Source organism: Streptomyces sp. NRRL F-5135 (assembly GCF_000719775.1).
Lineage (GTDB): Bacteria > Actinomycetota > Actinomycetes > Streptomycetales > Streptomycetaceae > Streptomyces > Streptomyces hebeiensis.
In genome coordinates this window covers 37,852-57,383 of sequence record NZ_JOHR01000020.1, presented here as the reverse complement: position 1 = coordinate 57,383, position 19,532 = coordinate 37,852, and the positions used below count along the sequence as shown (strand labels likewise).

19 protein-coding genes are annotated in these 19,532 nt (G+C 70.8%); 10 read left to right on the top strand and 9 right to left on the bottom strand.

The features are described from left to right. Positions 1-130: 130 nt before the first annotated feature. A complete protein-coding gene (locus tag IG02_RS0129645) occupies positions 131-322 on the bottom strand; it encodes a DUF1918 domain-containing protein (RefSeq protein WP_030754706.1) in 192 nt (63 codons plus the stop codon). Positions 323-488: 166 nt separating this feature from the next. On the opposite strand from IG02_RS0129645, the gene IG02_RS0129640 reads away from it, so the two are divergent. Then, complete coding sequence (locus IG02_RS0129640) at positions 489-1,955, top strand: MFS transporter (RefSeq protein WP_030754704.1); 1,467 nt, start codon at positions 489-491, stop codon at positions 1,953-1,955. A gap of 164 nt (positions 1,956-2,119) precedes the next feature. On the opposite strand, the gene IG02_RS0129635 is transcribed toward IG02_RS0129640, so the two are convergent. Beyond that, on the bottom strand, positions 2,120-2,383 hold the full coding sequence (locus tag IG02_RS0129635; protein ID WP_037804654.1) for a DUF6243 family protein: 264 nt from the start codon (positions 2,381-2,383) through the stop codon (positions 2,120-2,122). Positions 2,384-2,639: 256 nt separating this feature from the next. Here IG02_RS0129635 and IG02_RS0129630 point away from each other — a divergent pair, with 256 nt between their 5' ends. Both IG02_RS0129630 and IG02_RS0129625 read left to right on the top strand, forming a co-directional pair. After that, entirely contained in the window at positions 2,640-3,659 is a 1,020-nt protein-coding gene (locus IG02_RS0129630) for an aldo/keto reductase (RefSeq protein WP_030754695.1), read from the top strand. 93 nt (positions 3,660-3,752) lie between these two features. Then, positions 3,753-4,337 carry a TetR/AcrR family transcriptional regulator gene (locus IG02_RS0129625; protein WP_030754693.1) on the top strand — a complete coding sequence of 195 codons (585 nt, stop codon included), beginning with the start codon at positions 3,753-3,755 and terminating at the stop codon, positions 4,335-4,337. 115 nt (positions 4,338-4,452) lie between these two features. Here the strand turns inward: IG02_RS0129625 and IG02_RS0129620 are convergent, their stop codons facing one another. Beyond that, positions 4,453-6,090 carry a CocE/NonD family hydrolase gene (locus tag IG02_RS0129620; RefSeq protein ID WP_107055731.1) on the bottom strand — a complete coding sequence of 546 codons (1,638 nt, stop codon included), beginning with the start codon at positions 6,088-6,090 and terminating at the stop codon, positions 4,453-4,455. 193 nt (positions 6,091-6,283) lie between these two features. On the opposite strand from IG02_RS0129620, the gene IG02_RS0129615 reads away from it, so the two are divergent. Beyond that, positions 6,284-7,012: a TetR/AcrR family transcriptional regulator C-terminal domain-containing protein gene (locus IG02_RS0129615; protein WP_051765875.1), complete on the top strand. Its 729-nt coding sequence runs from the start codon at positions 6,284-6,286 to the stop codon at positions 7,010-7,012. Positions 7,013-7,125: 113 nt separating this feature from the next. Here the strand turns inward: IG02_RS0129615 and IG02_RS0129610 are convergent, their stop codons facing one another. Continuing rightward, on the bottom strand, positions 7,126-8,508 hold the full coding sequence (locus IG02_RS0129610) for a glycine--tRNA ligase (protein WP_030754687.1): 1,383 nt from the start codon (positions 8,506-8,508) through the stop codon (positions 7,126-7,128). A gap of 144 nt (positions 8,509-8,652) precedes the next feature. Between IG02_RS0129610 and IG02_RS0129605 the strand changes: the two genes are divergently transcribed. From IG02_RS0129605 to IG02_RS0129590, 4 genes are all read left to right on the top strand, one after another. Further along, positions 8,653-9,675 (top strand): metal ABC transporter substrate-binding protein, encoded by a 1,023-nt coding sequence (locus IG02_RS0129605; RefSeq protein ID WP_030754686.1) that lies wholly within the window; start codon positions 8,653-8,655, stop codon positions 9,673-9,675. Between the two features lie 32 nt (positions 9,676-9,707). Continuing rightward, positions 9,708-10,640, top strand: a complete 933-nt coding sequence (locus IG02_RS0129600; protein ID WP_078854936.1) for a metal ABC transporter ATP-binding protein — start codon at positions 9,708-9,710, stop codon at positions 10,638-10,640. Positions 10,641-10,643: 3 nt separating this feature from the next. Then, positions 10,644-11,573, top strand: coding sequence for a metal ABC transporter permease (locus tag IG02_RS0129595; protein ID WP_051765873.1), 930 nt, complete (start codon positions 10,644-10,646; stop codon positions 11,571-11,573). A 168-nt stretch (positions 11,574-11,741) separates the two neighbouring features. After that, positions 11,742-12,191 (top strand): Fur family transcriptional regulator, encoded by a 450-nt coding sequence (locus IG02_RS0129590; protein WP_030754681.1) that lies wholly within the window; start codon positions 11,742-11,744, stop codon positions 12,189-12,191. Positions 12,192-12,381: 190 nt separating this feature from the next. Here IG02_RS0129590 and IG02_RS0129585 read toward each other — a convergent pair whose 3' ends face one another. The 4 genes from IG02_RS0129585 to leuA form a co-directional block, all read right to left on the bottom strand. Then, positions 12,382-13,218 carry an isoprenyl transferase gene (locus tag IG02_RS0129585; RefSeq protein WP_030754679.1) on the bottom strand — a complete coding sequence of 279 codons (837 nt, stop codon included), beginning with the start codon at positions 13,216-13,218 and terminating at the stop codon, positions 12,382-12,384. Then, on the bottom strand, positions 13,148-14,008 hold the full coding sequence (gene recO / locus IG02_RS0129580; RefSeq protein WP_234314955.1) for a DNA repair protein RecO: 861 nt from the start codon (positions 14,006-14,008) through the stop codon (positions 13,148-13,150). Before recO ends, IG02_RS0129585 begins: the two co-directional genes overlap by 71 nt. Before the next feature lie 189 nt (positions 14,009-14,197). Further along, on the bottom strand, positions 14,198-14,902 hold the full coding sequence (locus IG02_RS0129575; RefSeq protein WP_051765886.1) for a TerB family tellurite resistance protein: 705 nt from the start codon (positions 14,900-14,902) through the stop codon (positions 14,198-14,200). Between the two features lie 191 nt (positions 14,903-15,093). Continuing rightward, positions 15,094-16,869: a 2-isopropylmalate synthase gene (leuA, locus tag IG02_RS0129570; RefSeq protein ID WP_030754671.1), complete on the bottom strand. Its 1,776-nt coding sequence runs from the start codon at positions 16,867-16,869 to the stop codon at positions 15,094-15,096. Positions 16,870-17,232: 363 nt separating this feature from the next. On the opposite strand from leuA, the gene IG02_RS0129565 reads away from it, so the two are divergent. Together IG02_RS0129565 and IG02_RS0129560 are read left to right on the top strand one after the other, a co-directional pair. After that, positions 17,233-18,303 (top strand): M4 family metallopeptidase, encoded by a 1,071-nt coding sequence (locus IG02_RS0129565; protein ID WP_030754670.1) that lies wholly within the window; start codon positions 17,233-17,235, stop codon positions 18,301-18,303. Positions 18,304-18,389: 86 nt separating this feature from the next. Beyond that, a complete protein-coding gene (locus IG02_RS0129560; RefSeq protein WP_030754668.1) occupies positions 18,390-18,668 on the top strand; it encodes a protealysin inhibitor emfourin in 279 nt (92 codons plus the stop codon). 76 nt (positions 18,669-18,744) lie between these two features. On the opposite strand, the gene IG02_RS0129555 is transcribed toward IG02_RS0129560, so the two are convergent. Next, positions 18,745-19,452 (bottom strand): TetR/AcrR family transcriptional regulator, encoded by a 708-nt coding sequence (locus IG02_RS0129555; protein WP_234314954.1) that lies wholly within the window; start codon positions 19,450-19,452, stop codon positions 18,745-18,747. Positions 19,453-19,532: the final 80 nt, after the last annotated feature.

Below are 19,532 nucleotides of genomic sequence, written 5' to 3'. Positions count from 1 at the left end.
CAGACGGCCGGGCCCGCCGTTCTCGCCCCGACAGAGCGCGAACGCGGCCGGACCCGGCCCCCGCCGTACAGCCCGGACGCCGGACGGCCGCACCCGGCCTTCCGGCGCTGCCCCTGCTTCACTTCTTCGACTACTTCTTCGACCGGTGATCCACGGCCGTGTCGGGGCCCGGCGACATGATCGACTCATGGCCGTCCTCGGAGCGCACCCGGAAGGGAGGGGTACCGTCGGGTCCCAGCACCTCCACCACCTCGACAACGCGGTCGTGGACCCCCACGACCCTGCCGTGCACCACCAGGTGATCACCCTTCTTCGCCTTCATCGCGCACTCCCTCCAGTCCGTCACCAATAGTGATCGAGAGTGTACGGAACGACACATACAAGGCTGCCGAAACGGACAGGTGTCGCTCACCCCATTGCCAGGTACCGCAAATACCAGGATAAAGAGACTCTGGTACCAGGGTGCGTGGTGCGCCATCGTCGATGAGGTGAGTAGAACATCCGCGCCTCTTGCACAGACATCCGCCGAACCGACCACCGTCGGCGCGACGCCTGTCGTCCATGACCACAAGGGGGTCGCGCTCGGCACACTCGGGCTGTTCACCGTGTTGCTCGGGGCGGCACTCCCGCTGGTCGACTTCTTCATCGTCAATGTCGCCCTGCCGACGATCGACCGCGACCTGGCCGCCGGCCCGGCGCTGCTGGAACTGGTCGTCGCCGGGTACGGGCTCTCGTACGCCGTACTCCTGGTGCTCGGCGGGCGACTCGGGGACACGTTCGGTCGTCGGCGACTGTTCATGACCGGAATGGCCGCCTTCGGGGTCACCTCGCTCGCCTGCGGGCTCGCGCCGGACGCCTGGTCCCTGGTGGCCGCGCGGGTCGCGCAGGGCGCCTCGGCCGCGCTGATGCTGCCGCAGGTACTGGCCACGATCCAGGCCGGGACCAGCGGCCCGCGCCGCGCCAGGGCGCTGAGCCTGTACGGCGCGACGGCCGGGCTCTCGATGGTGGCGGGCCAGATCCTGGGCGGTGTCCTGGTCGCGGCCGACATCGCGGGCAGCGGCTGGCGAGCGATCTTCCTGGTGAACGTGCCGGTAGCGCTGCTGGGGCTGGTCCTGTCCGTACGCTCGGTGCCCGAGACCCGGTCCTCGGACCCCGCTCCCGTCGACATCCCCGGCACGCTGCTGCTGGGAGTCGCGCTGGTGACCCTGCTGGCCCCGCTCACCGAGGGCCGGGCCGCCGGGTGGCCGGTGTGGACCTGGATCGCGCTGGCCGCCTTCCCCGTCGCCGCGTACGCGTTCCTCCAGGTGGAACGGCGGGCCGACCGGGCGGGGAAGACCCCGCTCATACCCCCGAGCCTGTTCGCCCTGCCGTCACTGCGCCGCGGGCTCGCGATCGTCCTGCCGTTCTCGATCGGTTTCGGCGGCTTCATGTTCGTGATCGCGGTCGCGCTCCAGCAGGGGCTGGGCATGGGCGCCGTGGCGGCGGGAGTCGCCCTCGTACCGATGGCCCTGGCGTTCTTCGCCGCCTCGCTGGCCGGACCCCGGCTCGTGCGCCGCTACGGCAGCCTCGTCGTGACCACCGGCTCCGTCCTCCAGGCGGTCGGCATCGCCCTGCTGGCCTTCACCGCGTGGCACGACTGGCCCTCGGTCGGGACGCTCGACCTGCTGCCGGCGGTCGCGCTGGCGGGCCTCGGGCAGGGGCTCCAACTGCCCGTGCTCGTCCGGATCGTCCTCTCCGACGTCCCGCCGGAGCGGGCCGGTGTGGGCAGTGGGGTGATGGTGACGACCCAGCAGTCCGCGCTCGCGCTGGGAGTCGCGACCCTCGGGTCCCTCTTCCTGACACTGGAGCCTTCGATGGGCATGCGGGACGCGCTGGCCGTCACGCTCCTGGCCCAACTGAGCACGGTGGTCCTGACGGGGCTGCTCAGTCTGCGACTGCACCGTTCGATCGCCTGAGACGAAACGACGTGGGGCGGGGTACGAGGGGCCGCGGAATCGAGCGCACACGGCGGGGCCCGGATCACTCGGTGATCCGGGCCCCGCCCTCTGTCTCCGCGTCCGCGACCGCACGTCGGCTGCCGTCGGTTGCCGCGCCCATGGTCGCGTCAGTCGTCAGTCACTCAGTTCTGCGAGCTTGGACCTTCCTGTGCGTCCTGACCGGCGGCCTGCGCGTCCGGACCGTCCTGGACGCCCTGGCCGTCCTGGCCCGTCCCGTCGTTACGCCCGGCAGCGCGCTCGCGCATCTTGCGCAGGAGCTCCTGCTTCTGGTCGGCTGCGGCCTTGCGATCGGCGTTGCGGGCGCGTCCCGCACCCTGCTGGTCGGCGCGGGACAGCTTCTTGCGCTGTCCGCCCACGCCAAGGAGGTTGTTGCGGCTCTTTGCCACGGGGTTCTCCCGATGCGATGAGAAGTGATCTGCGGATTCTTCGACGAGGGGCGGACAGTGGCCGCCGCGCTCTCACTCGTAGATCTGAACCTGGAAGAACATGCCGCGACGCTACCACCGCGCGGGGCGGGGCCGACACAGGTTTTTCGGCCCGGCCAACAAATATGCGATGACAGATATTGAAATCTGTCATCGCATCGTGCCATGCTTGTCGCAGGAGCTCCCGACCCATTCGTTCGTTCGGAGGTACAGACTCATGGCCACCACCCCCGCCCTTCCCACACGCGCGCTCGGCAGCGGTCCGCGGGTCTCCGCGCTGGGCCTCGGCTGCATGGGCATGTCCGCTCTGTACGGGGACGCCGACCGCGCCGAATCCATCGCCACCATCCACGCCGCCCTCGACGCGGGTATCACCCTGCTCGACACAGGCGACTTCTACGGCATGGGGCACAACGAGCTGTTGATCAACGAGGCGTTGAGCACCGCCCCCGCCGGAGCGCGCGACCGGGCCTTCCTCAGCGTGAAGTTCGGCGCGCTGCGCGACCCGGACAACGGCTGGGGCGGCTATGACGGCCGCCCGGCGGCGGTGAAGAACTTCGCCGCGTATTCCCTGGGCCGCCTCGGCGCGGACCACATCGACATCTACCGGATCGCCCGCGTCGACCCGGACGTGCCGATCGAGGAGACGGTGGGCGCGATAGCCGAGCTGATCCAGGCCGGGTACGTCCGTCATGTCGGCCTCTCCGAGGTGGGGGCCGCGACCATCCGCCGGGCGGCCTCCGTCGCCCCGGTCTCCGACCTCCAGATCGAGTACGGACTCATATCGCGCGGCATCGAGGCGGAGATCCTTCCGACGGTCCGCGAGCTGGGCATCGGCGTCACCGCGTACGGTGTGCTCTCGCGCGGGCTGATCAGCGGGCACTTCACCGCCGACCGGGAGCTGGCACCCGGCGACTTCCGGGCGATGAGCCCCCGCTTCCAGGGTGACAACCTCCGGCACAACCTGGCGCTGGTGGAATCGCTGCGCAAGATCGCCGAGCAGAAGGACGCCTCCGTCGCGCAGATAGCCATCGCCTGGGTGCTGTCCCGCGGAGAGGACATCGTGCCCCTGGTCGGCGCCCGTCGGCGGGACCGGCTGGCCGAGGCCCTCGGCGCGCTCGAGGTCACGCTCGATGCGGACGACCTCGCCGCCATCGAGCGTGCCGTGCCGGCGGGTTCGGCGGCCGGTGAGCGCTACCCGGCCACGCAGATGAAGCACCTGGACAGTGAGCGCTGAGCGGGCCCGCCCGCCGCCCGCCCGGTCCGGGCTGACAGGTAGTGTCATCTGTTCCGCCCGTCGCCACGAGCCACGAAAGGTCGGACCAGGCAGATGAGCACCGAGAATCTGACCAGCGAGCGCATCCTCGAAGCCACCGAGGAGGTGCTGCGCCGCTACGGCCCGGCGAAGGCCACGGTCGTCGACGTGGCGCGGCTGCTCGGCGTCAGCCATGGCAGCGTGTACCGGCACTTCCGTACGAAGGCGGCGCTGCGGGAGGCGGTCACCGCCCGGTGGCTGCGGCGCACGGAGGTGGCGCTGGCGGAGCTCACCGACGGCTCGCCCGCGCCGGGACCGGAGAAGCTGCGCTCGTGGCTGCTGGCCCTGTTCGACTCCAAGCGGCACAAGGCGGGCGACGACCCCGAGTTGTTCGCCACGTTCTCCGTGCTCATCGACGAGAGCAGCGGGGTGGTCGAGGACCATCTCGCCGAGCTGACGGGACAGCTCACCCGGATCATCGACGCGGGGGTGCGGGCGGGCGAGTTCTCGGCGGAGGACCCGGCGGAGGCGGCCGCGGCGGTCTTCGCCGCGACCGACCGGTTCCATGACCCCGCCCATGCCCCGGAGTGGCGAAGGCCCACGGTCGAGGCCGAGTTCACCGCCGTGGCCGACCTGCTGCTCCGGGGGCTTCGCCCCTGATCCGGGGTGTGCGCCGCGCTCATGGGGGCGTCGGCGGGCGCCGCTGCCGACCGCCGGCGGCCGACCGGCCGCGCGTCCTACCCGTCGGCGGCTGACCGTCCGCGCGTCCAGCGCCCTACGCGTCGCGGCCTCCGGGGCTCCCGGGAGCCCCGGAGGCCGCGACGCTTCGGGGTAGCAGCAACGCCGAGTCCGCGTGGAGGGTGATGTGCACCGGCGTGAACTCGGTGGCGTCGGCCCGCGGTTCCGCCGTGCCGGGATGACGGGCGTAGCGCGGGTGGGCCCCCGCGCTGATCTGCCAGCGCACCCGGTGACCGGCGGAGAAACGGTATGCGGTGGAACTCATCGCCACGGTGACCTCGGACGGTTTCCGCTCGCCCGTCCGCAGGTGGGCCAGCCCGTCGCAGACGTTGGTGGAACGGCCTCGTCGGTCCACGTCGCACAGGCGGGTGAAGACGTCGGCGTACCCGGTGTCCGTGGCGACGCGCAGCCGGGCGGAGACCGGTCCGACGACGTCCAAGGGCTCGGTCAGTGGTGGGCCGGTGAATGTCAGGACGTCGTCGCGCAGTTCCAGTGAGCCGTTGTCGCGGGGCCCGGCGCCACGTGAGAGCAGCGGGCCGCCGACGGAGGGAGTGGGCGCGGCCGGATCGTAACGGAAGGTGGCCAGGGGCGCGGAGTCCGTGGGCGCCTGCCGGGTGAGATGCCCGTCGGGGGTGGGAAACCAGGGCTCGGTGGCCGGGGACGGCGGCCAGTCGCCGAGGTTCCGCCAAGCGCCCTCACCGCCGACGTGCACGCGCGTCCGGGTGGCGCGCAGGCCCGAGGGGTCGGCGCACAGGTGCCCGCGCAGCCAGCCGAGACTCTCGGCGAACACCTCGGGCCATCCCCGTTGGAGGGCGGAGGTGTGCGTCCAGGGGCCGACGAGCAGGGCGGTCTCGCACCCCGCCCGCCGCAGTCGGGCGTACTGCTCGAAGGTCTGGTCGATCAGCGCGTCGTGCCAACCGGTGATCAGGCTGGTGGGCACACTCAGCCGATCGGCGGCCGCTCCCAGGGACGCGCCGTCCCAGTACGGGTCGTCGGCGTCCGGGTGCGTCATCACGTCGTCCAGCCAGGGCACTTCGTCGCGGAGGGCGGACAGGTGCGTGCCACGCAGCGGCCGGGCGGTGGTGATGGCGCGCAGCCGGCGCTGGAGGCGCAGCGTCGCCCTGGCCATGGACGCCATCCCCCGGTGCTGATGTGCCATGCCGATGCCGACGAGGAGGGTGTTCTCCAGGTGGAGCGCACCGTCCGTGTGGAACAGGGCGTAGGGGTCGTGCAGGCCGACCTGCACCACCATGGCCTTCAGCTCCGGCGGCGGGTCCAGGGCGAGCGCCCACTGCACGTAACCCAGGTAACTGGGGCCGACCGTGCCCAGTGTCCCGTTGAACCAGGGCCGCTCGCGCAGCCAGGCCACCGTGGCGCGGCCGTCATCGGCCTCGTTGCGCCACAGGTGGAACCGTCCACCGGAGCCGCCGGTGCCACGGCAGCTCTGCAGGACCACGTGGAAGCCCTGTTCGGCGAAGAGCATGCCGTACATGGGAGACCACGGCAGCCCCCTGCCGTAGGGGGAGCGCACGAGAAGAGTGGGGAAGTCGCCCTCCGCGCGCGGGAAGTAGTGATCGGTGATCAACGGACTGCCGTCGGCCGCCGGAACCACCAGCCCGGGTTCCCACCCGATGTCGTACCGGGCGGCCGGGAGGCCGCGCCAGGTCGCCCTCATCATGCGTGAGGACAGAGGCGGCTTTCCGGCGGGCGGCGTCCACGTGGTCCTCGGTGCGGGGCCGTGCGGGAGCGATGACATGTGACGTTCCCCCTATTCTCGTACTGTGTACGAGAATGATAGACGCCACGTCGGCAGATGCTTGGATGGGTGCCGTCAGGAGACACAGCGGCCGAGCGGGAGGGCGGAGATCGTGACCGGTGGCGGTGACGGCGGCGTTGGGTCCGGCATCACGGGCGTCGACCCCCAGGAACTCTGGCTACGGCCTGCCGGGCCCCGCAGAGGGCGCAAACCCGCATTCAGCCGCGAGGCCATCACAGCGGCGGCGGTCGCCCTGGCGGACGCGGAGGGACTTGACGCGGTCACCATGCGGCGGGTCGCCTCACAGGTCGGCGCCGGTGCCATGTCGCTCTACAGCTACGCCCCCGACAAGGAGACGCTGCTGGAGCTGATGGTCGACCACGTCAGCGGTGAACCCCCGCTGACGACCCCCCTCACTGGCGACTGGCGCACCGATCTCAAGGCGATCGCCTGCCTTCAGCGCGCCCTCATGCTCCGGCATCCCTGGCTGCCGGCCGCACTGGCCACCCGGCGGACGTCGGGCCCCAACACCCTGGCCTTCCTGGAACGCGCGCTGGCCGCGTTGCGGCCCACCGGTCTGGACGGTGCGGCCAAGCTCGAAGTCTTCGCCCAGCTCACCGGATTCGTGGCCGGTCACGTCGCCCACGAGATCGCACAGGCCGCGGCCGCGCGATCACCCGACCGGGTCGCGGCCGAGGCACGCTACCTGGCCGCCGTCGCCGCGGACGGCCACCATCCGGAACTCGCGGAAGCCCTCTCCGCTCCCGGCCGCCCTCTCGACCCGAAGGCCACCTTCACCCGGTTCCTCAACCGCTTGATCGACGGCCTCGACACCGGCTGATCGACGGCCCCGGCACCGCAAGGCCCCGGCGCAAGGCCCCGGCAACGGCTCGGAGGCCCCCGGTCACTGATGACCGGGGGCCTCCGGGATCCGCGCCCTGTTCCAGCGGCGGATCAGCAGCCGAGCAGACGCCCGCCCAGGTAGCTCTGGATCTGGTCCAGCGAGACGCGTTCCTGCTTCATCGTGTCGCGCTCGCGCACCGTCACCGCGTTGTCGTCGAGCGTGTCGAAGTCGACGGTGACGCAGAACGGCGTGCCGATCTCGTCCTGGCGGCGGTAGCGGCGGCCGATGGCGCCCGCGTCGTCGAACTCGATGTTCCAGTTGCGCCGCAGGTCGGCCGCGAGGCCCTTGGCCTTGGGCGAGAGCTGCGGGTTACGGGACAGCGGCAGCACCGCGACCTTGACCGGCGCCAGGCGCGGGTCGAGCCGGAGCACGGTGCGCTTCTCCATGACGCCCTTGGCGTTGGGGGCCTCGTCCTCGTTGTACGCGTCGAGCAGGAAGGCGAGCATCGCCCGGCCGACACCGGCCGCCGGCTCGATGACGTACGGCGTCCAGCGCTCGCCCGCCTCCTGGTCGAAGTACGACAGGTCGTGGCCGGACGCCTTGGCGTGCGCGGAGAGGTCGTAGTCGGTGCGGTTGGCGACACCCTCCAGCTCGCCCCACTCGCTGCCGCCGAACCGGAAGCGGTACTCGATGTCGGCGGTCCGCTTCGAGTAGTGGGAGAGCTTCTCCTGCGGGTGCTCGTACCAGCGCATGTTCTCCTCACGGAGACCCAGGTCGCGGTACCAGTTCCAGCGCTGCTCCATCCAGTATTCCTGCCACTGCTCGTCCTCGCCCGGCTTGACGAAGAACTCCATCTCCATCTGCTCGAACTCGCGGGTGCGGAAGATGAAGTTGCCGGGCGTGATCTCGTTCCGGAACGACTTGCCCATCTGGGCGATACCGAACGGCGGCTTCTTCCGCGAGGTCTGCTGCACCTGCGCGAAGTTGGTGAAGATGCCCTGCGCGGTCTCGGGCCGCAGGTAGGCGACGGAGCCGGAGTCCTGCGTCGGGCCGAGGTGCGTGGCGAGCAGGCCGGAGAACTGCTTGGGCTCGGTGAACGTTCCCTTGTTGCCGCAGTTGGGGCAGTTGAGGTCGCTCAGGCCGTTCGCGGGCGCCTTGCCGTGCTTCTCCTCGTACGCCTCCTCCAGGTGGTCCGCGCGGAACCGCTTGTGACAGGAGGTGCACTCGGTGAGCGGGTCGGTGAAGGTCGCGACATGGCCGGACGCCTCCCAGACCTCGGTGGCCAGGATCACCGACGAGTCGAGACCGACGACATCCTCGCGCGAGGTGACCATGTAACGCCACCACTGGCGCTTGAGGTTCTCCTTCAGCTCGACTCCGAGCGGCCCGTAGTCCCAGGCGGCGCGCTGACCACCGTAGATCTCACTGCACGGGTAGACGAAGCCACGGCGCTTGCTCAGGTTGACGATGCTGTCGATCTTGTCGGCGGCCACGGTGCTCTCTTCATTACGACGACGAGGAAAGGCGAATGATTCAGGTTACCGGCGGCCGCACCCCTTGGATCAAATCGGTGCGGGGGAAGAGCGATCACCGACCTTTGTTGACAACCGTTTCCAACTTTGTTGAAAATGACTGTCATGAACGCACACCGCCTTATACCCACCGCCGCCCTCGCCGGAGCCGTCTCGCTCGGACTGGTCGCGCTCTCCGCCTGCGCCGCCACCGACGACTCCGGCAGGGGCGGCGGGAAGGTCGCGGTGACCGCGTCTTTCTACCCCATGCAGTTCCTGGCGGAGTCGATCGGCGGCGAACACGTCTCCGTCACCACCCTGACCAAGCCGGGCGTCGAGCCGCACGACCTGGAGCTCAAGCCGCGCCAGACCGCTCAGCTCGGCGAGGCGGACGTCATCTTCTATCTACGGGGCGTCCAGCCCGCCGTGGACAAGGCCATCGCCCAGTCGGGCGTGGAGAACGTCGTCGACGCGGCCTCCCTCACCTCACTGGAGAAGCACGGCACCGAGACCGGCGGCCACACGCACGGTGACGAGGAGGGTGCCGGACACGGCGACGAGCACGCCGATGCGCACGGCGACGAGCACGGCCACGACGAGCACGGCGGGGAAGCGGACGCACTCGACGGCGCCGACCCGCACGTCTGGCTCGACCCGGTGAAGTACGCCGAGGTCGCCAAGGGCGTCGGCGCCGCCCTGGAGAAGGCCGACCCCGACCACGCCGCCGCGTACAAGAAGAACACCGAGACCCTGGTCGAGAAGCTCGGCGGGCTGGACACCGCGTTCAAGCAGGGCCTCGCCGACACCGGCACCAAGACCTTCATCACCACCCACGCGGCCTTCGGCTACCTCGCCGAGCGCTACGGGCTGAAGCAGGAGGCCATCGCCGGGATAGACCCCGAATCGGAGCCCAGCCCGGCCCGGGTCAAGGAACTGGAGACCATCGCGCGGCGCGACAAGGTCAGCACCGTATTCTTCGAGACGCTCGCCAGCGACAAGACCGCCAAGACTCTTGCCGGGGACTCCGGACTCACCACCGACGTCCTGGATCCGCTGGAGGGAATCACCGACAAGACCAAGGGCCGTGACTACTTCGAGGTCATGCACTCCAACCTCGACGCGCTGGAGAAGGCACTCGGTGCGAAATGAACCGGCCGGCAGCAGTATCGGAGGTGCCTGAGATGGCGATTTCTGCGGAGAGCGCGCAACGAGCGGGCGCGCGACAGGACGCGACCACCAGGCCCGGGGCCGGGGCCGGGGCCGGGACCAGGTCCGAGACCCGGGGCGGGGCCGACGCGGCGTCCGGCGACGGCGCCGCCGAGCGGACCCGTGCGCACGACGCCGGGGAGTCCGGCGCCGCCCCCGTCATCTCCGTACGGGGCGCCACCGCCACCCTCGGCTCCCGCTCCGTGCTGCGCGGCATCGACTTCCACGTCCGGTCCGGCGAGGTCGTCGCCCTGCTCGGTGCCAACGGTTCCGGGAAGTCCACCGCCGTACGGTCCGTGATCGGGCAGATACCTCTCACGGCCGGAGAGATATCGCTGTTCTCGACCCCACTGCGCCGCTTCCGCGACTGGTCGCGCGTCGGTTACGTGCCGCAGCGCACCACCGCCGAGAGCGGCGTCCCCGCGACCGTCCGCGAGGTCGTCTCCGCCGGGCGGCTGTCCCGCACGCGGCTCGGGTGGCCCACCAAGGCCGACCGCGCCGCCGTCGGGCGGGCCATCGAGCTGGTCGGGCTCGCCGACCGCGCCAAGGACTCCGTGAGCGCGCTCTCCGGCGGCCAGCACCAGCGGGTGCTGATCGCCCGGGCGCTGGCCGCCGAACCCGAACTGCTGATCATGGACGAGCCGATGGCGGGTGTGGACCTGGCCAGCCAGGAGATCCTCGCGGCGACCCTGCGCGAACAGGTCGCGGCCGGCACGACCGTACTGCTCGTCCTGCACGAACTCGGCCCCCTGGAGCCGCTGATCGACCGCGCGGTGGTACTGCGCGACGGCTGTGTCACCCACGACGGCCCACCGCCCCGGGCCGTCGGACAGCACGCCCTCCCCGGCCATGACCACGTCCACCCGCACGCGGCCGGCGAGCCGCTCCGCACAGGACTGCTGACCTGACCCATGGAAATCCTCCAGACCGCCTTCATGCAGCGCGCGCTCCTCGCGGCCGTGCTGGTCGGCATCACCGCGCCCGCCGTCGGCATCTACCTCGTACAGCGCCGTCAGGCCCTGATGGGCGACGGCATCGGCCATGTCGCGATGACCGGTGTCGGCCTGGGCTTCCTGCTCTCCGCCAGCCCCGTGTGGATGGCCACGCTGGTCTCGGTCGCCGGCGCGATCACGATGGAGCTGATCAGGGCGCACGGGCGCACCCGCGGCGACATCGCGCTGGCCATGCTCTTCTACGGCGGGATGGCGGGCGGTGTGCTGCTGATCAACCTCGCGCCGAACGGCTCCAACGCCAATCTCAGCTCTTACCTCTTCGGCTCGCTGTCGACGGTCTCGCCCGCGGACGTCACGGCGATCTCCCTGCTCGCCGCGTTCGTGGTGCTCGTGACGGTCGGGCTGCGGCGACAGTTGTTCGCGGTCAGCCAGGACGAGGAGTTCGCCCGGGTCACCGGGCTGCCGGTGCGGGCGCTGAACCTGCTGATCGCCGTCACGGCCGCGGTGACGGTCACGGTCGCGATGCGCGTGGTCGGGCTGTTGCTGGTGAGCGCGCTGATGGTGGTGCCGGTGGCGGCGGCGCAGCAGGTCAGCCGCTCGTTCGTGGTGACCTTCGTGCTCGCCGTGGTGATCGGTACGGCGGTGACCCTGGCCGGGACGGTCACCTCGTACTACCAGGACGTACCGCCCGGCGCGACGATCGTGCTGCTGGCGATCGCCGTGTTCGTGGTGCTGACCGTGCTCGCCGCGCCGCTGGCCCGTCGCCGGGCCCGTACGGCGCGGGACACGGAGGCCGAACTCGACACGGAGGCCGAACTCCCCGGGGAACGGGAACCGGCCACCACGACCGCCACGACCGCCACGACCGGCACCGGCGCCACAACCTGAGACGCGGGGACTACGGTGGCCGATGGGGCGCGCGGGGCGGGCGCCCCCGGAGGCGTACCCCCGCGCGCCGGTCCGGCGACGATGTCACCGTGTGAGGTCGAGCTGGCAGAATGGCCCGTTGAAAGCGGGCAACGCCCGACGGACTCGGGCAGAGGCAAGGAGGCACCTGTGACGACTGCGCCCAGCGGTGGATCAAGCGCGGCCCCCGTGCGCGGCCGATCAACACGCCAGCGCGCCGCCGTGGCGGCGGCACTCGACGAGGTCGAGGAGTTCCGCAGCGCGCAGGAGCTTCATGACATGCTCAAGCACCGCGGCGACTCGGTGGGCCTGACCACGGTCTACCGCACGCTCCAGTCGCTGGCCGACGCCGGCGAGGTCGACGTGCTGCGGACGAACGACGGCGAGTCGGTGTACCGGCGCTGCTCGACCGGCGATCACCACCACCACCTGGTGTGCCGGGTCTGCGGCAAGGCCGTGGAGGTCGAGGGGCCCGCGGTCGAGCAGTGGGCCGAGACCATCGCCGCACAGCACGGGTACGTCAGCGTGGCGCACACGGTCGAGATCTTCGGCACGTGCGCGGAGTGCGCGGAGGCGACGGCGGCGTCCGGCAGGAACTGACGCCGAGCGCGCCCGGCCGGTCCACGCGTCGGCCCGCGCACCGGCCCGCCGGCCCGGTCCATGAGCCCGGTGTGTGGCTCATACACGACGTGGCTCGTGCACGACGCTCGGGAGAACCGGTGGGGCCCGTGATCAGACGCGATCACGGGCCCCACCGGTTTCCTCGGTCGTCGCTCCGCCGTAAGGGGCTCTACGCGCCAGCGCCGCCCGCGGCCGCCCCGGTCTGCTGGTTGGGCAGGGCCCCGCCGAAGCGCCGGTCCCGGGAGGCGTACTCCAGGCACGCCCGCCACAGGTCCCGCCGGTCGAAGTCCGGCCACAGGACGTCCTGGAAGACCATCTCCGCGTAACTGCTCTGCCAGATGAGGTAGTTGGAGGTGCGCTGCTCACCGCTCGGGCGCAGGAACAGGTCCACGTCCGGCATGTCCGGGTAGTACAGGTACTTCGCGAACGTCTTCTCGTTGACCTTCGCCGGGTCCAGCCGGCCCGCCGCCACATCGGCGGCGAGGGCCTGCGCCGCGTCCGCGATCTCGGCGCGCCCGCCGTAGTTGACGCAGAAGTAGAGCGTCATGGCGTCGTTGTTCTTGGTCTGCTCCTGCGCGACCTGGAGCTCCTGGACCACCGACTTCCACATCTTGGGCATCCGGCCGACCCAGCGGATCCGGATCCCCAGCTCGTCCATCTCGTCGCGGCGGCGCCGGATGACATCGCGGTTGAAGTTCATCAGGAAGCGCACCTCGTCCGGGGTGCGCTTCCAGTTCTCGGTGGAGAAGGCGTACAGCGAGAGGTTCTTGACGCCCATCTCCAGGCAGCCCTTGAGCACGTCGAGGACCACGCCCTCGCCCACCTTGTGCCCCTCGGTGCGGGGCAGGCCGCGCTCCTTGGCCCAACGGCCGTTCCCGTCCATGACGCAGGCCACGTGCTTGGGGATCAGCTCGCCGGGGATCTTCGGCGGCGTCTCACCGGAGGGGTGCGGCTCCGGCGTCCGGTACTCGCGGTTGGAGCGTCCCAGGATTCCGCGTCGTGCCATGCGCTCTTGTCTCCTCGTTCTTCTCTGCGTGTCCGGGCGAGTCGTTCTTCTCTACGTATCTGAGCGAGCGCAGGCCGCGCTCCAGATGCCAGTGCAGATAGGCGGACACCAGCCCGCTGCCCTCCCGGACGTGCCGCGCCTCGCACGCGTCCGCGGTCTCCCAGTCGCCGGTCAGCAGCGCGCTCAGCAGCCCGACGGCCTCCGCGGAGGGTACGACGCTGCCGGGCACCCGGCAGTCGACGCAGATGACCCCGCCCGCAGAGACGGAGAAGAACCGGTTCGGGCCGGGCAGCCCGCACCTGGCACAGTCCTCGAAGCTCGGCGCGTAACCGTTGACGGCGAGGGAGCGCAGCAGGAACGCGTCCAGGATCAGATGGGGGGCGTGCTCCCCGCGGGCGAGCGTGCGCAGGCCGCCGACGAGGAGCAGGTACTGCTGGACGGCCGGCTCGCCCTCGTGGTCGGTGAAGCGCTCGGCGGTCTCCAGCATGGCGGTGCCCGCGGTGTAGCGGGCGTAGTCGGTGACGATTCCGCCACCGTACGGAGTGATGGTCTCGCTCTGGGTGCACAGCGGCAGCCCGCGGCCGACGAGTTCGCTGCCGCGCGCGAAGAACTGCACGTCGACATGCGAGAACGGCTCCAGCCGCGCGCCGAACTTGGACTTCGTACGCCGTACCCCCCGGGCGACGGCGCGGACCCTGCCATGGCCACGGGTCAGAAGCGTGATGATGCGGTCGGCCTCACCGAGCTTCTGGGTGCGCAGCACTATGCCGTCGTCCCGGAACAGACTCATAGGGGCCATTGTCCCGCACGGGCGGGGCTGGTCCTTCCCACCGTCCTCCCACGGTGCCGCGCCGCTCCCGCCCTGCCCCTGGCGGCCCTCCCCGACCCTCCCGCGCCGCCGCAGGACGTTTCGCCGCCGCAGGACGTTTCCCCGTGTCCCCGCACGGCGCGCCTCCCCGCGCCGGGACGGCCGCTGCCCTCAGGGCAGCGTCGCCGAAGCCGCCAGCAGCAGTCTCGCCGTGTCGTCCGAGCAGAGCTGGAGTTCGCCGCCGACGATGCTCAGCACCTCGCGCTCCGCCGGGCTGTACGACCCGTCGGCCAGCGCGATCCGCGCGCCCTGCAACAGGATCGACTCCCGGCCGGCGAGCGCCAGGTGCGGGGCCAGCGGCTCCAGCGCCTCGTGCAGCTCGATGGCGAGCGCCGCGCCGCACGGGCCCGGGTCCATGACGAACCGGCCGGTGTCCGCGGCGAGCGCCGCGACCAGGTCGATGAGCCGCTCCTCCGTGCAGTCCTCGGCCCCGGCCGAGCGCACGATGCCGACGGCGGTCTCCCGGGCCGTACGGGAGGTGGTGCCGCCGGCGGCGAGGACGGCGAGCGCGACCGTGTGCACGGCGTCGCGCAGCATCGCGGAGAACCGGACCGTGGTGGGGTGGTCGAGCACGTCCGTGCCGAAGCGGCCGTGGCAGGCGGCGCATTCGACGACCGGCCCGGTGGCCCCCCGGGAGAGCAGCGGGATGCCGAGCACGGTGAAGCGGCGAAGGCCCGTCCGGCGGCGGTAGTTGCGGTCGCCCCCGCAGCCGGGGCAGAAGAACTCGCCGTCGCCGACCGTGCTCCAGGACGTACGAATGCCGCAGAAGCGCACATGTCGGACGATTGGACGCTTGGGCCCCTGAGCTGGCAGCACGTGGCGCACCTCCGTAACGCTCCGGCAACATTGCCGCATTGACGTGATGTTAGCCACATCGTCGAGGCGGCGTCAGCACCGCGTCGTGAGATCGCCACGACATGGCCGAACCCCGCCCTCCGCTCAACGGCGGGCGGGGTTCGTGAAGAGGCGGGGTTCGTGCGGAGGCGGGGCCGGTGAAGACCCGGGTGTCAGCGTGACGCGCGGTTGACCGCGGAGATGACCGCCTTCAGCGACGCGCGCGTGGTGTTCGCGTCGATCCCGATGCCCCAGAGCACCTGTCCGTCGATGGCGCACTCGATGTACGAGGCGGCCTGCGCACTCGCGCCCTCGCTCATCGTGTGCTCCTGGTAGTCCAGCAGCCGGGCGTCCACGCCGATCGTCGCCAGGGCCTCGAAGAACGCGGAGATCGGACCGTTTCCGGTGCCGCTCAGCACGGTCTCCTCGCCGTCCACCACGGCCCGGACGGTGAGCGTGTCCTTGCCGTCCGTGTCGGTCGTGGTCTGGCCGGAGCGCAGCTGGACGCGGCCCCAGGCGTTGTCCGGGTTGGGCAGGTACTCGTCCTGGAAGACCGACCAGATCTGGCCGGGGGTGACCTCGCCGCCCTCGGCGTCGGTCTTGGCCTGGATGATCCGCGAGAACTCGATCTGCATCCGGCGGGGCAGGTCGAGCTTGTGGTCGTTCTTCAGGACATAGGCGATGCCGCCCTTGCCGGACTGGGAGTTGACCCGGATGACCGCCTCGTAGGAACGGCCCACGTCCATGGGGTCGATCGGCAGGTACGGCACGTCCCACACGGTCTCGTCGACCGGCTTGCCCCGCTCCGCGGCCTCGGCGATCCGCGCGTCGAAGCCCTTCTTGATGGCGTCCTGGTGGGAGCCGGAGAAGGCGGTGTAGACCAGATCGCCCGCGTAGGGGTGGCGCGGGTGGATCTCCATCTGGTTGCAGTACTCGCTCGTCCGACGGATCTCGTCGATCTGCGAGAAGTCGATCTGCGGGTCGACACCCTGCGAGAACAGGTTCATCCCCAGGGTGACCAGGTCGACGTTGCCGGTGCGCTCGCCCTGCCCGAACAGGCAGCCCTCGATCCGGTCCGCACCGGCCATGATGGCCAGTTCGGCGGCGGCCACGGCCGTGCCCCGGTCGTTGTGCGGGTGCACGGACAGACAGACGTGCTCACGGCGGGACAGGTGGCGGGACATCCACTCGAAGCGGTCCGCGTGCGTGGAGGGCGTGGAACGCTCCACGGTGGCCGGCAGGTTCAGGATGATCTCGCGGCCGGCCTCGGGCTGCCAGACGTCCATGACGCCCTCGCAGACCTCCAGGGCGAAGTCCAGCTCGGTGTCGGTGAAGATCTCCGGGCTGTACTGGTAGCCGAAGGCGGTCTCGGGCCCCAGCAGCTTCTCCGCGTACTTCATCACCAGCCGCGTACCGTCCACGGCGATCTGCTTGACCTGGTCCTTCGTGCCGCGGAAGACGACCCGGCGGAAGGTGGGGGCGGTGGCGTTGTAGAGGTGGACCGTGGCGCGGTGGGCGCCGCGCAGCGACTCGACGGTGCGCTCGATCAGCTCCTCGCGCGCCTGAGTCAGGACGGAGATCGTCACGTCCTCGGGGATCGCCCCCTCTTCGATGATCGACCGCACGAAGGCGAAATCGGTCTCCCCGGAGGACGGGAACCCGACCTCGATCTCCTTGTAGCCCATGCGGACCAGCAGGTCGAACATCTCCCGCTTGCGCGCCGGGGACATGGGGTCGATCAGCGCCTGGTTGCCGTCCCGCAGGTCGGTGGACAGCCAGCGGGGGGCGGCGGTGATGCGCCGGTCGGGCCAGGTGCGGTCGGGGATGTCCACGGCCTCGTACCGGCCGTACTTGTGGATCGGCATCCCGGACGGCTTCTGGGTGTGGGTCGCGTTGGTGACGGGTGTGGGGCGACCGACGGAGGCGGGAGAGGTCGAACGGTCAGACATTGCGCGGGGCTCCTCGTGTGTCCGCTGGGACGGCCGACGGGGCGGGACTACCGCAACACCAGACTCCGCGGGGAGGGGGTCGGCCTCGACTACAGGCCCTCGCCGCGGCAGCTAAGGAGAAGCAGCCCGAAACGCATGATGCGTGGCAGCCTAGCGGAGCGGCGCCGTCCGTGCGGATCCGTATCAGCATGCGGAATCGGCCACCCATCCATCGCGCGCAAGGGACACGGCCGACACGTATGCGCGAAATATCAAACATACGAACAACGGCGTCGAAACATCAAACAGCGACAGACCACCCGAATTCAGCAATCATGGTCGCAATCAGTGACAGAGGGACGACCGACTGCCACATTGGTTCTTATGGACGCCATCACGCCAGTCTTCTGCACCATCGTGCCGCCGCACGTCCTCGACAAGCTCTCCCAGGCCGACAACCCGGACGTGTCCGGCACCGCCCGCCGCACCCTGGAGGCGGACGCCGCCCGCCGCACCCGCCGCCAGCTGCTGATGGCCTCCGGGGCCCGGCCGGCCGCCGCGCGCGCCGAGCGCTCCCCCGAGGCCGCGGGAAAGCCGGACCGCACCATCCACGACTGCGAGCACGGCACCACCCTGCCGGGGAAGAAGGTCCGCTCCGAGGGGCAGGAAGCGGGTCGGGACGCGACGGTCAACCGGGCGTACAGCGGCCTCGGCGCCACGTTCGAGCTGCTGCTGACGGCGTACGGACGGGACTCGCTGGACGGTGCCGGGCTGCCGCTCGTCGCGAGCGTCCACTACGACGAGAAGTACGGGAACGCCTTCTGGGACGGCGAGCAGATGGTGTTCGGAGACGGTGACGGGGAGATCTTCCTGGACTTCACGCTGCCGGTCGACGTGATCGGCCACGAGCTGACCCACGGCCTGACCCAGTACACGGCCAATCTGAGCTACTCGGGCCAGTCCGGCGCGCTGAACGAGTCGATGTCGGACGTCTTCGGCTCCCTGGTCAAGCAGTACACCCTGGACCAGACCGCCGAGCAGGCCGACTGGCTGATCGGCGAGGGCCTGCTCGCGGAGGGTGTCACGGGCGTCGCGCTGCGGTCCATGAAGGCCCCCGGCACGGCGTACGACGACGACGTGCTCGGCAAGGACCCGCAGCCCGGGACCATGGAGGACTACGTCCGCACGAACCAGGACAACGGCGGGGTGCACATCAACTCGGGGATCCCCAACCACGCGTTCTACCTGCTCGCCGAGCGGCTGGGCGGCAAGGCGTGGGAGCGGGCGGGGCAGATCTGGTTCGACGTGCTGACCGGCGGCGAGCTGGCGGTGGACGCGGACTTCGCGGACTTCGCCAAGCTGACCCTGGCGGCGGCGCGGTCCCGCTACGGATCCGGGGAGGAGCTGGAAGCGGTGACCAAGGCGTGGTCCCAGGTGGGTGTTCCCACGACGTGACCCGTCCGCGGGAGCGCGACGGGCGCGGGCGCTCATAGCGCGAGGACCCCTTACGCCCTCGTCCGTCACGTACTAGACAGGGACCCATGCGTATCCACGTACGGCGCACAGGCGGCTTCGCCGGCATCGAGCGGACGGCCGAGGTCGACACCGCGCCCCTGCCCGACACCGAGGCCCGCGAGTGGCGGGCGCTGGCCGAGCGCGCGCTGGCCGACGACGGCCCCGGCGCGGGCTCCGGCGGAGCCGTGCCGGACGGCTTCAGTTACGAGATCGCGGTCGACGGCCGTACGGTCCGCTGCGCCGACCCACGCCTCTCCGAGGCGCAGCGCGCCCTGGTCTCACGCGTCCTCAAGGAGGGCGCCTGAGCCAGGGGCGTCGGTGTCGGTGCCCGCCCGAGAGCCGACACCGGCACCGACACCGGCACCGGCACCGGCACCGGGATCAGGAGTTCCGGCCGGCGGACTCCGCCAGGGAGGCGGTGGCGGCCTCCACCGTGTCCCCCGCGCCGACCGCGAAGTCCCGCAGCACGAGTTCCAGGAAGTCCCCGAGGCCGACTCCGCCGCCCAGATGGTCGGCACGCAGATAACCGGTGCGCTCCAGGTCGCTGAGTCCGTGCAGCAGGCACCACAACTGCCGTACGACCAGCCAGGAGTCCGCCTCCCTGAACCGGCCCAGGGCCATCGCCCGCACGATCGCGTCGCGTGGGACGCGCAGGACGTAGACCCCCATGTCGCGGTCGGAGTCGTCGAGTTCGAAGCCCGCGAGTCCCGAGCCGCCGAACAGCACCGCGTACACGTGCGGCTCCGCGACGGCGAATTCGCGGTAGACGCGGCAGAGCGCGAACAGCTCGGCCACCGGGTCCTCGTCGTCCGTGCGCACCTTTTTCAGACGCTCCATGAAACGCGCGAACCCCTCGCGTATCACCTCGCGCACCAGCGCGGGCATGGAGCCGAAGTGCGTGTAGACGGCCATGGTCGAGGCCCCGACCTCGCGGACCAGTCGTCGTGCGCTCAGCGCCGCGGGCCCTCGCTCGGCGAGCACCCGCGCGGCCTCGTCCAGCAGTCGGCGGCGTATCGAGTTCGCGTCCGTCGAGTCGGCGCCCGAGGAACGGCCGGCCGGACCGGGTCGTGGGGAATCTGTGGTTGACACAGGAGCAGCGTAACGCTGTTATGGTTAATAACGACGTTATTAACCGCGCAGGCAAGGGACGGGGGTCCGGGCCTGCGGCT